Raw genomic sequence first — 12424 nt, 5'->3', positions numbered from 1 at the left:
ACATGCAGCCAGCCGATATCGCAGCAAAGGACCGCCTGATCGTCGCGCTCGATCTGCCCGGGGTCGCGGACGCGGAAGCGATGATCGCTCGGCTCGGCGACAGCGTCAGCTTCTACAAGATCGGCTATCAGCTAGCCTATGCTGGCGGACTGCCGCTGGCGCAGCAACTGGCGAAGTCAGGCAAGAAGGTCTTCATCGATCTCAAGCTGCACGACATCGGCAATACGGTAGCGCGCGGCGTCGAGAGCGTCGCAAGGCTCGGCGCAACGTTCCTCACCGTGCATGCCTATCCGCAGACCATGAAGGCCGCGGTCGAGGCGCGCGCCGGCTCGGGCCTGAAGATTCTCGCCGTCACCGTGCTGACCTCCTATGACGACGGCGATCTCCACGCCGCGGGCTATCGCCTCAACGTCTCCGACCTGGTCGAAGCGCGCGCGCAGCAGGCGCAGGTGCTCGGCGTCGACGGCCTCGTCAGCTCGCCAGAAGAGGCGGCAAGCTTGCGCAAAATCGTCGGCCACCAGATGAACCTGGTGACGCCGGGCATTCGGCCTGCAGGCGCTGCGACTGGTGATCAGAAGCGCATCATGACGCCGGCGCGTGCAATCGCTGCCGGCGCAGATTACCTCGTGGTCGGACGGCCGATCACGGAAGCCGCCGATCCCAAGGTCGCGGCGGATGCCATTCAGGCAGAAATCAAGCAGGCGCTGACGTAATCAAAACGGTGAAACGAGAAAAGGAGAGTGAGATGGCGAAGGGGTACTGGATCGGTCGTGTCGACGTTAACAATGACGAGGGCTACAAGCCCTATGCGGCGGCCAATCTCGCGATCTTCAAAAAATTCGGCGGGCGCTATGTCGTACGCGGCGGCAAGTTCACCGCAGTCGAGGGCCAAAGCCGCTCGCGCAACGTCGTGATCGAGTTCGACAGCTACGAGAAAGCGCTGGCCTGTTACAACTCACCGGAATATCAGGCCAACATCAAGGTGCGGCAGCCGCATTCGATCGCGGACCTCATCGTCATCGAGGGCTATGACGGCCCGCAGCCGTAAACCCGATATATTTTCCTTCGCGATCTACGTAGTTAGAGCTTCGGTTCTGATGGATTTAGAACCGAAGCTCTAGATCTTGTTTCAACGCGTTCTCTTCACGCGAACGGTATCCACTTTGCTGAAAAACGCTATAGCTCAAGCCTGCGCCAAGGTGATCGGGTTCGGCGGCAGGCGTTAATGTCGCGCGCGTTCGCCGAGCCCAACGCATCAAAAAGTATGTGCGAATATTTCCGATCGTGACCGAATTCGGCTTCTGTCACAGCAGACTCATAGTCAAATCTGCTAGCGAGCGCGCGCTCTGCGCGTCAACGTCGTCTACCTGACATTTCTTTTGTCCCCAGATGGGGATTGTGACTCCGCCCCGCCTTCATCCAAGTTGCCGCCATCGCACCTCACATCGATCGTGACGAATCCACGTTGATCGTGATGGAAATTGAAGCAACACAACACCGCTAGTGCATGACGGACTGCAAGCCGTCCCGCATCGCGAATGCTCTGGCGTAAGGAGCAGATACCATGGCACTGATCAATGGAACGCCTGGCGACGATACACTTACCGGCACCGCAATGGACGACCAGATCAACGGCCTCGCCGGCATGGACACGATAACCGCATTGGAGGGCGACGACGACGTAAGCGGTGGGCCCGGTGACGATACAATAGACGGAGGAGCGGGCAACGATACGCTGGACGGCAATGCCGGTAACGACACGATCGACGGCGGTGATGGCGATGATGAGATCAATGGCGGCGCCGGAGACGATACGCTGAACGGAAATGCCGGCATCGATACGATCAATGGAAACGCCGGTGACGACATTATCGACGGCGGAGCCGACGATGATGTTCTGTCCGGTGGCGCGGGCGAAGACGACATCAATGGTGGCGATGGAAACGACGACATCAGCGGCAACGCCGGTGCTGATACCCTCTTTGGCGATGCTGGTGACGACACGCTGAGTGGCGGTGCCGGTGATGACGAGCTGAACGGCGGTGATGGTGTCGACGAGCTGAGCGGCGGCCTCGGCGATGATGTCCTGAATGGCGACGCGGGTGCCGATACGCTCAGCGGCGGCCTGGGCAACGACGAGTTGAACGGCGGTGCCGATGACGACGTGCTGAACGGAGGCGCCGGCAACGATACGCTGAACGGCGAGGACGGTAACGACACCATGAATGGTGGCGCCGGCGCGGATACGATGGATGGCGGTGCCGGCAACGATACGATGTTTGGCAATGCCGGCGACGATGTCATGGCCGGCGGCGATGGTGACGACGTCATGAGCGGCGGCGACGGAGACGATGAGCTTGGCGGCGGAGCCGGCATGGATACGCTGGACGGCGATGCCGGAGACGACACGCTCGACGGCGGCGATGGCAGCGATACACTGAACGGCGGCGACGGGGCCGACACGTTGGCGGGCGGCGCTGGTGCCGACACTTTGAACGGCGGCGCCGGGGACGACGAGCTGGACGGCGGCAATGGCGCCGATGTCCTCGATGGCGGAACCGGCGACGATATGCTGACTGGCGGCGCCGGAACGGATACGCTCAACTTCGGTGATGGTACCGGAGCCGACTTCGGCGACGACGAAGTCACCGATTTCAGCTTTGCCGACGGCGATGAGATCAACGTCGATGCCGAAGCTGGATTCGATCCGACCACGGTCGTGGTCGACGACGACGGCACCAATACGGTGATCGACTTCGGCTTCGGCACGATCACGCTTGATGGCATCACGGGTGGTGCAACGGCGTTCACGTCGATCGACGACATCAACGAAGCTGCGGGCGATACGCTCATCGAAATCGTGTAGATGCAAACTCGAGCGGGGCGGCTGCCGTGCCGCCCCGCCGGGCCCTCTGCAATACCCAGTTCGTGAGAGTGCCGGCCACTTATGCACTTGCGTCATCGTTGTGAAATCCCAGCGTCTAGCCAACGCTCGCTGCTTGGATTGATTCCGGGACGATCCGCACTAGTGTGGATCGTCGCCTTCAGCGTGTCTATAAACATGCTGCTCTTGGTCGTACCCTTCTACTCGATCGAGGTGTTCGATCGGGTGATCAGCAGCGGCAGTGTCGAAACCCTGGTTGGTCTCACCGTCATCGCCACAATTGCTCTTGTTTTCAATGCTGCGTTCGACACCCTGCGCAGCCGGTTGCTCAGTCGCTTTGCGGTAAGGTTTGAGCGCCACCTCGTTCCCATCGTGCTTGAGAGCATGATTGTTGACGCCACCAATCGCGGCGACGGCCGGGCGCAGGATATTGTAAGGCTGCGCGAGCTGAGGTCGTTCCTTTCCGGCGCAGCGATTGCGTCGCTGCTCGACGCTCCGTTTCTTCCGGCCTTTATTTTCATCCTCTTCCTCCTTCATCCCTGGTACGGCCTGATTGCGCTGGTCGGAACGGCAGTGCTGCTCGTCATGGGCATCGCGAGCCGCTGGATCGCGCGCGCCGAAATCGCGCAGGCGACCCAGGCCGCGCAAAAGACCCAGGCGACGCTTGACGGAATTGTCCGCCATGCCGCTCTGGTTCGTGCGATGGGCTGGACCAGAGGCGCCATCCGCGAATTCATGGACCTCAACGACCAGGCCTTGTCGCCAGTTGTTCGCGCCAGCGAGCGCGTTTATGCAATCGGCGCTGCGGCGCGCATGGTCAGAACCATTTTGCAGGTTGCCGCAATCGGCGCAGGCGCCTGGCTCGTGCTCCAGAACGAAGTGCTGGCGGGCAGTTTGATTGCCAGTTCGATCCTGATCGCCCGTACGCTGCAGCCGATGGAGGGTCTGATCTCGGCGCGACGCGTGCTGACATCCGCGCGCGAGGCTTGGACACAAGTTCAGGCTGCCGCGACCCCACTTCTTGTTCGAGAACGACGCACGCTGCTTCCGTCGCCATCAGGCAGAATTGAAGTCGAGCGGGTGACATATCGGACGGCCGCGACGCAGCGTCCGATCCTCGCAGGCATAAACTTTCGGTGCCCTCCTTCCAGGCTAATCGTCGTGATCGGCCCGAGCGGTGCCGGAAAATCGACCTTGCTGCGCCTGATGGCAGGGCTGGAACGACCGAGCGGCGGTACGGTCCGCCTGGACGACGCAGCCCTGCACAACTGGGACCCTGACCAGCTTGGCCAGTTTGTCGGCTATCTACCTCAAGACGTGGAGCTTCTTGGCGGCACCGTGGCCGAAGCGATCGCCGGGTTTAGCGAACACGCGCGTGACGAGGACATTGTTGCCGCGGCCATGCTCGCGCAGGCGCATGAGATGATCCTGGCGCTGCCCGCCGGCTACCAGACCGAAATAGGGCGCGACGGCAACAAGCTTTCCGGTGGTCAGCGTCAGCGTATCGGCCTTGCCCGCGCCTTCTTTGGCAATCGCAAGTTAATCCTGCTCGACGAACCAAATGCCAATCTCGATCCGGAGGGCGAGCAAGCGCTGTGTAACGCCATCGAGCGTGCGAGAGCGCGCGGCGCGACGCTCGTCATTGTCACACATCGGCCCGGGCTGTTGACCATCGCAGATGCTGCGCTCCTTTTGAGGGATGGTGTGCAGATCGGTTTCGGCCCACCTGCCGAAGTTCTCCGCCCTGCTGTCACTTCCGTCTCGAAGCCGCAGGTGGTCCGGGACAGCACGGAACCTGCGAAACTGGCCACGGGGAGAACTGCTCGATGACGGAAAGACGTCAAAATCGCGCAGTCGCCGTTTTCCGCAAGGAACGGCCGCGATCCGACATGCGGCGGATCATCGGATGGGGATGTGTACTGCTTGTCCTGCAATTCTGCTGCTTTGGAGTGTGGGCGATGACAGTCCCGCTTCGCGGCGCGGTTATGGCACCGGGTGTCATAAAGGTTCATTCGAAGCGCAAGGCAGTTCAGCATCTTGAGGGAGGAATAGTAAAATCAATCCACGTCAGGGAAAATGATCAGGTCAAGGCCGGCCAGCTCATCGCGCGGCTCGACACCACTCAGATCGAAGCAAATCTAGGCTCGCTGGAGACGAAATACTTTTCTGTTCTGGCGATGGAGGCGCGGCTGGCGGCGGAAGAGGCCGGGGCGGAATCGATCACGTTTCCTGACGAACTGAAGAAAAACGCGAGCCATGGGTCCGCGCGCATTGCCATGCAAACCCAGGAGGCGGAGTTTGCCGCGCGACTGGCTGCGATCGAGAATGAGCGCAAGATGATCGATCAGCAGATGCTGCAACTGACGGACTCCATCCGCGGCCTCGAAAGCAGCACGAAGGGCGTCGAGCAACAACTTACGTTGTTGCGAGAGGAAATAGCTGACACAAGTTATCTCCTGGCAAAGGGCCTCGCCCGAAAACCACGCTTGTTGGCCTTGAAGCGAGCCGAAGCCGAAGCCAGCGGACAGATTGCCCGTAACTCGTCATCGGTCGCGGAGATGCGAGGCAAAATGGCGGAGCTCGAAGACAGGCGTCGACAGCTCGGCTTCAATCAAAACCAGGAAGTCGCGAAGCATCGCCATGCGGCGAGCGAGGAGATTGGAGATCTGCGGCATCGAATCGCCGCTTTGCGCGATCAACTTGGCCGCTCTGAACTGTATGCTCCCGAGAGCGGAAAGATCGTCGGCCTTAACAGCCGCGATCTCAGAGCCGTGCTTGCGCCCCGCGAAACACTCCTCGAAATCGTTCCGACGGAGGACCGCCTTGTTATCGAGGCAGCATTGAAACCAATAGATCGGGAAGAGGTCTATGCCGGACAAACCGCGCGCGTGCGAGTTCACGCGTTGAATATCCGTCGTCGGCCCATGCTCGATGGAAAAGTCGTCGCCGTGGCGGCAGACGCGCTGACTGACGCCAAGACTGGCGTTACGTCTTACATGGCGGAACTGGAACTTGATATCAACGCGCCGACCGCCGCGTATCATTCTTCCTTATTGCCCGGGATGCCCGTCGAGATATTCATACAGACCGGAGAAAGAACCTTTGCCGCATATTTATTGCAGCCAATGGAACTGCGCATAAACCGCGCATTTAAGGAGCATTAAGCCGTCGGCAGAAGTCCGAGTGTATCTTGTTGCGGGAGGCGCCCATGCATGGGAATACCAAGCCACTGCCCTCGAGGCAGGGCCGACTTCACATCAGTAACGCTGTGGGCGAGGTGCCTCATCAGAACACCGATGATCCTGAGATAGCGGGGATTGCGAAGCAAGATCCACACCAGAGCGCAATGGAATATTTCGGCAAGGCTGTTGCCGAGCTTTTCGATTGCGCCAGTTGCTACGTCGCGGTCATGTCTCACAGGAACGGATCGGAGCTTAAGGAGGTCCGAATCGGTCACGCCGGAATCGATCCGTCATGCACCATGACCGTCGCTCGAATTGCCCGCAAGGGTGCCGGTGCGGACTGCTCACTTCTCGAACCAGTCAACGCGCGCACGACCTTTGTGCGAAGATTGATCGGCTCCGAGCCAGAAGCGGGCAGTCATTCCGTGATTGGCCGGTTTGCCACGCGCGACAGATCGACTGTGGTATTTGTAGCGGGATGGCGGCGGGCCGCGCTCGTTCGAGCCGAAATTCCTGCTCTCGCGCGCGCGGTGCGCACGGTTTGGGAGACGGCTCATTCCCTCGCGCAACGTTCACCTCATCGACATCCGGACGCAGAAATATGGCTGGAGAAACTGGCTTCGCCTGCGTTCATCGTGGACGAGAGTCTGCACGTCCATGAGGTCAATCGCTGCGGCCGAGCGACGCTGTTGGCAAAAGGCGAGCTTCTCAAGGTAGATGGTGGCAGGCTGGCGGGGCCTAGCGGACCGGTCACCGGGAGCTTGAAGGAAGCAATCCGTGAGGCGTTGGTTCGGCGGCCCGGTGAGGTCCGGCTGAACACAACGGTGCCTCTCTCGACAGAGCGTCAGCAATTTGCCTTCGCCAAGATCGGGGCTGCACCAACGGATTGGGACACGGGAAAAGCGTTGGTGATCGTCCCGCAATTCGATGAAGCGCTGGGCGCGCACCGTATTGCGGCCGCCTTCGGCTTGAATTGGGCCGAGGAGAGGATCGTCGCCCGGATTCTTCAGTTCCAGTGTCCACGTGATATCGGGGCTGAGCTTCGGTTAACAGAGGCGACCGTAAGAACTTACACCAAGCGTATCATGCTGAAATTGGGAATTAATCGGCAGGCGGAGTTCTTTCTGCTCTATCATCTCACGCAATCTCCGTTCGGCGCCGGCAGGCGTGAGAAGGCCGTCGGCGTGGCATCGTCGGATTGCCGGCTGCTCGATGCGGTAGATAAGCGTCCACCGGACTGATGCACCGGTTTCGCGATGATCTCCGGACGACGGCCACGTCGTTCTGTAGCGGGAATCTGGGATCTACTTTTTAGCCGCAACCGGAGCCGCCCTTCGGGGCCGTAGATGCCGCTCGCGGCGGGATCGAGCGCGGTACGGGATGCCGTCCTGCGTGTTCTCGTCCCTAGCCGGGATACGCCTCGCGCCCGGAGCCCCGAAGCTCATGATTGGTTGCCGGAACGGCCTCATCCCGCTATAGGGCGTGAAGAGGTGAAGCCATGGCCGATATGCGATTGATCGTTGCGGGGGCCGGCGGCCGGATGGGCCGCGCGCTGGTGCGCGTCATTTCCGAGACGCCCGGCGCCGTCCTGACCGGCGCGTTGGAAGCGCCGGGTTCGGAACTCCTGGGCAAGGATTCTGGCGTGCTCGCGGGCCTGCCTGAAAATGGCATCAAACTCTCCGCCGACCTCTGGGCGCTATCGGCCGATGCCGACGGTATTGTCGATTTTACCGTGCCGGCCGCCACCATCGCCAATGTCGCGATCGCCGCCCAGCGCGGGCTCGTGCACATCATCGGAACCACTGGCCTGTCGATCTCGGACATGGCGGTGATAAAGAGCGTCACCACGCGTGCGAAGGTGGTGCAGTCCGGCAATATGAGTCTCGGGGTCAACCTGCTCGCTGCGGTGGTCAAGCGCGTGGCGCAATCGCTCGACGAAAGCTTCGACATCGAAATCGTCGAGATGCATCACAAGGCCAAGATCGACGCGCCGTCGGGCACCGCCTTCCTGCTTGGTGAGGCCGCTGCAGCCGGCCGCGGCATCGACCTGCATGCCCGCTCGGCACGTGGCCGTGACGGGCATACCGGGGCGCGGCGGCCCGGCGATATCGGCTTTGCCGCGCTGCGCGGCGGCACCGTCACCGGCGATCACTCCGTGATCTTCGCCGGTCCCATGGAGCGCATTGAATTCACCCACCGCGCCGAAGACCGGACCATGTTCGCGCAAGGTGCGGTCAAGGCCGCGCTATGGGCGCACGGCCAGCAGCCGGGCTTCTACACGATGGCCGACGTGCTGGGGCTTGCCGACTTCTGAGAATCGAACGAACGGAAAATCCCAACAATGAGCGAACGTCTTCTTGTGCTCGTGCGCCACGGGCAGAGCGAATGGAATTTGAAGAACCTGTTCACGGGGTGGAAGGACCCTGATCTCACCGAACTGGGCATTGCGGAGGCCAAGGAAGCCGGCCGCAAACTGAAGGCGCAGGGGCTGACGTTCGATGTGGCCTTCACCTCCGACCTGACGCGCGCCCAACATACGCTGAAGCTGATGCTCGCCGAGATCGGTCAAACGGGACTGCCGACGACCAAAAATCTCGCGCTCAATGAGCGTGATTATGGCGATCTCTCCGGCCTCAACAAGGATGATGCCCGCAAGAAATGGGGCGAAGACCAGGTGCTGATCTGGCGCCGCTCCTATGACGTGCCGCCGCCCGGCGGCGAGAGCCTGAAGGATACGCTGGCGCGTGCGCTGCCCTATTACGTGCAGGAGATTCTGCCCGGCGTGCTGCGTGGACAGCGCACGCTGATCGCCGCTCACGGCAATTCGCTGCGCGCGCTGATCATGGTGCTGGAGAAGCTGACGCCCGAGCAGATCTTGAAGCGCGAGCTGGCGACGGGTGTGCCGGTGATTTACCGGCTCAATGCGGATTCGACGGTGGCGACGAAGATTGATCTCGCGGCGTGATTTCGGTCGCGCAGGATTCGTAGGATGGGTGGAGCGCAGCGATACCCATCATGGCTCCGCGCAAGGAATGATGGGTTTCGCTGCGCTCTACCCATCGCACGAGATGCGCGCTCTAATGCAATCCGACCTGCCCCGCCTCCCAGCCGAGCATCGCCTGCTTGCGCGTGATGCCCCAGTGATAGCCGGTGAGCGCACCGCCCTTGCCGAGCGCGCGATGGCAGGGCACCACGAACGACACCGGGTTGCGTCCAACAGCGGCGCCGACCGCGCGCGAGGCCTTCGGGCTTTTGATCTTGTTGGCGATGTCGGAATAGCAGACCGCGCGACCCATCGGGATCTTGAGCAGCGTCTCCCATACCCGCACTTCGAAGTCGGTGCCGATCAGGACGACGCGAAGCGGCTGGTCCGGCCGCCACAAGCGCGTATCGAAGATGCGCTGCGCGAGCCCTGCCGTGCCGTCATGGTCTTCGACATAGGTCGCGTTCGGCCAGCGCCGCTTCATGTCGGCAAACGCGATCGGCTCCTCGCCGGGGTCGGCGAAGGCGAGGCCGGCAAGGCCGCGGTCGCTGGCGATCACGATCGCGGTGCCGAACGGCGAGGCATGGAAGCCGTAGCGCAGCGTCATACCGGCGCCGCCGTTCTTCCATTCGCCCGGCGACATCGCTTCATGGGTGACGAAGAGGTCGTGCAGCCGGCCCGGGCCTGACAGCCCGGAATCGAGCGCGGCATCGAGCACGCTGGCGGAATCGCGCAACAGGCTCTTGGCATGATCGAGAGTGAGCGCCTGCATAAAAGCCTTCGGCGTCAGCCCGGCCCAGCGGCGGAACAGATGGTGCAGCTCATCCGGCGTCACGGCAGCGGCATCCGCCATCGCCTCGATGGTCGGCTGCGTGCGCCAATGCTCCGAGATGAACGCAATCGCGCGGCGCACTGAGTCATAATCGCGCAGCGCCGCGGTGTTTTGCGGGCCCGGCTTGGCCAGGCGCTGGTCATGTATCGCGAGTGTCATCATGGGTCTGATTTAGGGCTCATGCGCGGCTCAAACCACCCGATTTCTGACAACGCTCAATTAACCGGGTTGTAGGTGACGCCCCGTTTGGCGGTTTGCAGCGCGGCTAGTAAGGCTTTGGCAAAACTGGCCTTTTCATCCGGTCCAAGGACGTGGCCGATGGAAACCCGGCGGCCGCGGGATACCAGGTAGAGATGCTCGATGCCGAACTCCGGATCGCCGGTCTGTTCGAGCTGCACCCAGAGCGGATTGGACGACCATTCGATCAGATGGCCGCGATGGCTGACCCGCCGCACCCGCAATTCCGACGGTGTCACCAGGATGTCCTCGGTGGCATCGGCACTGCGAAAATTGACCTTGAACGCCCAGTAGATCACCAGTGCGTCGAGGCCGAAAAAGCCGAGCACCGGCCAAGCGCCCATCATCAGGAAGGCGACGCCGGCCACAAAACTCACCGCGCAGATAAAGCCCATCAGCACCAGAAAGCCGGTGCGGTTGAGGGAGCGATGCGGCGTCACCCGCGCCGAAAACAGCGTCGGCTGGTCCAGCGTCGGATCAAAGTCGTTGCTTGCGGTCATCGCGTATCAGTATATCCCGATCATGGCCAAAATCACCCGTTCCGTCAGCGCCAAAAAAGCCGGCGTTCCATCCGTGCCGAAGAAAGCGGCAAAGAAGGCCGCCAAGGCAGCGCCGAAGCCCGCGAGGAAATCGGCCAAATCTCCAAAGCCATGGACCCCGGCAGAGATCCACGAGGCATTCAGCCGGTTTCGCAAGGCCAATCCCGAGCCGAAGGGCGAGCTGGAACATCTCAACCCCTATACGCTCCTGGTCGCCGTGGTGCTGTCGGCGCAGGCGACCGACGCCGGTGTCAACAAGGCGACGCGTACGCTATTTGCGGTCGCTGATACGCCGCAGAAGATGCTCGCGCTCGGCGAAGAGAAGCTGCGCGACTACATCAGAACCATCGGGCTCTACCGCAACAAGGCCAAGAACGTCATCGCGCTATCGCAGAAGCTGATCGACGAGTTCGGCGGCGAGGTGCCGCGCACCCGCGCCGAAATCGAGTCGTTGCCCGGCGCCGGGCGCAAGACCGCCAATGTCGTGCTCAACATGGCCTATGGCGAGCATACGATGGCGGTGGATACACACGTGTTCCGGGTCGGCAACCGTACGGGACTCGCGCGCGGCAACACGCCGCTCGAGGTCGAGCGTGGGCTGGAGAAGGTGATTCCGTCGGAATTCATGCGGCACGCCCATCACTGGCTGATCCTGCACGGGCGCTACACCTGCTTGGCGCGCAAGCCGCGTTGCGAGGTTTGTTTGATCAACGATCTCTGCCGCTGGCCGGAGAAGACGGTGTGAGGGATGCGGGGCGCAATGCCCGTCATTGCGAGGAGCGTTAGCGACGAAGCAATCCATCTATCCCCGCGTGGCGAGGTGGATTGCTTCGCTGCGCTCGCAATGACGGCTTTCTGGCCGCTTGCTCCGCCGTCATCCTGAGGAGCCGCGAAGCGGCCTCTCGAAGGATGGGCCGCGGGCTTCAGGGTTTCGAGACGCGCGAAGACGCACTCCTCACCATGTTAGGTCACCGGCATCTTCTTCGCCGGCTCGATCAGCTCCGGACGTGGGCCCGATAATCGCTTGTGCATGTGGACCATGAACGCCATGCCGAACACCGGCGTCGCCAGGTTGACGATCGGGATCGCCACGAAGGCTGCGATGAATAGACCTGCAGTGAACACGGTCGCCGCATGATCCCGGCGCATTGCCTTGGCTTCAGCCGGCGAGCGGAAGCGCATTGCCGCCAGCTCGAAATATTCACGCCCCAATAGCCAGGCGGCGGCGATGAAGAAGATGATAAAGCCCGCGCCGGCGAACAGCACGAAGGGCAGGGCGATTAGATAGACCAGGATCGCCAGCAGCGCTGTCTTGATGCCCTCGGGAATCGAGATGCCGAGCGGCAGCGCGTCGCCGGGACGCTCTGCCGGATAATGTTCGCGCTCGACATGCTCGGCGACGTCGTCGACGAAGATGCTCGCGACCAGCGAAGTGACCGCGGGCATCAGGAAGATGCCGCCGAGGACGACGCCAAGCCCGGCCGCGATCGATATGATCCAGGACAGGATGTGGAGTGAGGTGTGAAAGCCCGGCCCGAGCATCGCCTCGGCCCAGCCCTCGCCATAGTCTGCAAACCAGCTCAGCAGCCGCTGCAACCCGATCGCCAGCACCGTGATCAGCACCAGTGCCAGCCCGATCGAGCGCCACAGGATGGTGCGCATCGGCGGCGACAGGATCTGCGAAAGCGCCTTGACGGCGGCGTCCAACATGACGGTTCTACCCTTGTGAACAGACTCTCGCGCGAGAGGTAGATACGTGCACGGGCT

At 61.9% G+C, this 12424-nt stretch carries 12 protein-coding genes; 9 read left to right on the top strand and 3 right to left on the bottom strand.

Features of this window, described 5'->3' with window-relative positions; translation table 11 throughout:
* The first annotated feature begins 2 nt into the window (after positions 1 to 2).
* The 8 genes from pyrF to J6524_RS26465 all read left to right on the top strand — a co-directional run bounded on the left by pyrF (position 3) and on the right by J6524_RS26465 (position 9031).
* Entirely contained in the window at positions 3 to 713 is a 711-nt protein-coding gene (pyrF, locus tag J6524_RS26505) for an orotidine-5'-phosphate decarboxylase (protein WP_225676040.1), read from the top strand.
* Between the two features lie 32 nt (positions 714 to 745).
* Entirely contained in the window at positions 746 to 1048 is a 303-nt protein-coding gene (locus J6524_RS26500; RefSeq protein WP_225676038.1) for a DUF1330 domain-containing protein, read from the top strand.
* 516 nt (positions 1049 to 1564) lie between these two features.
* Complete coding sequence (locus J6524_RS37460) at positions 1565 to 2866, top strand: calcium-binding protein (protein WP_283843353.1); 1302 nt, start codon at positions 1565 to 1567, stop codon at positions 2864 to 2866.
* 162 nt (positions 2867 to 3028) lie between these two features.
* Positions 3029 to 4714, top strand: coding sequence for a type I secretion system permease/ATPase (locus J6524_RS26485; RefSeq protein WP_312002480.1), 1686 nt, complete (start codon positions 3029 to 3031; stop codon positions 4712 to 4714).
* Positions 4711 to 6048 carry an HlyD family type I secretion periplasmic adaptor subunit gene (locus tag J6524_RS26480; RefSeq protein ID WP_225676035.1) on the top strand — a complete coding sequence of 446 codons (1338 nt, stop codon included), beginning with the start codon at positions 4711 to 4713 and terminating at the stop codon, positions 6046 to 6048. Before J6524_RS26485 ends, J6524_RS26480 begins: the two co-directional genes overlap by 4 nt.
* Positions 6049 to 6230: 182 nt before the next feature.
* Entirely contained in the window at positions 6231 to 7307 is a 1077-nt protein-coding gene (locus tag J6524_RS26475; protein WP_225676033.1) for a helix-turn-helix transcriptional regulator, read from the top strand.
* 257 nt (positions 7308 to 7564) lie between these two features.
* Positions 7565 to 8380: a 4-hydroxy-tetrahydrodipicolinate reductase gene (gene dapB / locus J6524_RS26470; protein WP_225676030.1), complete on the top strand. Its 816-nt coding sequence runs from the start codon at positions 7565 to 7567 to the stop codon at positions 8378 to 8380.
* Between the two features lie 27 nt (positions 8381 to 8407).
* Positions 8408 to 9031 carry a 2,3-bisphosphoglycerate-dependent phosphoglycerate mutase gene (locus tag J6524_RS26465; RefSeq protein WP_225676028.1) on the top strand — a complete coding sequence of 208 codons (624 nt, stop codon included), beginning with the start codon at positions 8408 to 8410 and terminating at the stop codon, positions 9029 to 9031.
* 112 nt (positions 9032 to 9143) lie between these two features.
* Here J6524_RS26465 and J6524_RS26460 read toward each other — a convergent pair whose 3' ends face one another.
* Together J6524_RS26460 and J6524_RS26455 are read right to left on the bottom strand one after the other, a co-directional pair.
* Positions 9144 to 10043 carry a methylated-DNA--[protein]-cysteine S-methyltransferase gene (locus tag J6524_RS26460; RefSeq protein WP_225676026.1) on the bottom strand — a complete coding sequence of 300 codons (900 nt, stop codon included), beginning with the start codon at positions 10041 to 10043 and terminating at the stop codon, positions 9144 to 9146.
* Positions 10044 to 10096: 53 nt separating this feature from the next.
* Complete coding sequence (locus tag J6524_RS26455; protein WP_225676024.1) at positions 10097 to 10618, bottom strand: DUF2244 domain-containing protein; 522 nt, start codon at positions 10616 to 10618, stop codon at positions 10097 to 10099.
* Between the two features lie 22 nt (positions 10619 to 10640).
* On the opposite strand from J6524_RS26455, the gene nth reads away from it, so the two are divergent.
* Entirely contained in the window at positions 10641 to 11402 is a 762-nt protein-coding gene (gene nth / locus J6524_RS26450; RefSeq protein ID WP_225676022.1) for an endonuclease III, read from the top strand.
* 218 nt (positions 11403 to 11620) lie between these two features.
* Here the strand turns inward: nth and J6524_RS26445 are convergent, their stop codons facing one another.
* Positions 11621 to 12367: a sulfate transporter family protein gene (locus tag J6524_RS26445; protein ID WP_225676020.1), complete on the bottom strand. Its 747-nt coding sequence runs from the start codon at positions 12365 to 12367 to the stop codon at positions 11621 to 11623.
* Positions 12368 to 12424: the final 57 nt, after the last annotated feature.

The sequence above is a fragment of the Bradyrhizobium hereditatis genome, from assembly GCF_020329435.1.
Classification (GTDB): Bacteria; Pseudomonadota; Alphaproteobacteria; order Rhizobiales; family Xanthobacteraceae; genus Bradyrhizobium; species Bradyrhizobium hereditatis.
Note: the sequence above shows the minus strand (reverse complement) of the source record. Positions and strands in the feature narration are given on the sequence as shown.

Bases quoted from the DNA above. Each gene is read 5' to 3' on its own strand.
- pyrF (WP_225676040.1), top strand. From the start codon at position 3: ATGCAGCCAGCCGATATCGCAGCAAAGGACCGCCTGATCGTCGCGCTC.
- J6524_RS26500 (WP_225676038.1), top strand. From the start codon at position 746: ATGGCGAAGGGGTACTGGATCGGTCGTGTCGACGTTAACAATGACGAG.
- J6524_RS37460 (WP_283843353.1), top strand. From the start codon at position 1,565: ATGGCACTGATCAATGGAACGCCTGGCGACGATACACTTACCGGCACC.
- J6524_RS26480 (WP_225676035.1), top strand. From the start codon at position 4,711: ATGACGGAAAGACGTCAAAATCGCGCAGTCGCCGTTTTCCGCAAGGAA.
- J6524_RS26475 (WP_225676033.1), top strand. From the start codon at position 6,231: ATGGAATATTTCGGCAAGGCTGTTGCCGAGCTTTTCGATTGCGCCAGT.
- dapB (WP_225676030.1), top strand. From the start codon at position 7,565: ATGGCCGATATGCGATTGATCGTTGCGGGGGCCGGCGGCCGGATGGGC.
- J6524_RS26465 (WP_225676028.1), top strand. From the start codon at position 8,408: ATGAGCGAACGTCTTCTTGTGCTCGTGCGCCACGGGCAGAGCGAATGG.
- J6524_RS26460 (WP_225676026.1), bottom strand. From the start codon at position 10,043: ATGATGACACTCGCGATACATGACCAGCGCCTGGCCAAGCCGGGCCCG.
- J6524_RS26455 (WP_225676024.1), bottom strand. From the start codon at position 10,618: ATGACCGCAAGCAACGACTTTGATCCGACGCTGGACCAGCCGACGCTG.
- nth (WP_225676022.1), top strand. From the start codon at position 10,641: ATGGCCAAAATCACCCGTTCCGTCAGCGCCAAAAAAGCCGGCGTTCCA.
- J6524_RS26445 (WP_225676020.1), bottom strand. From the start codon at position 12,367: ATGTTGGACGCCGCCGTCAAGGCGCTTTCGCAGATCCTGTCGCCGCCG.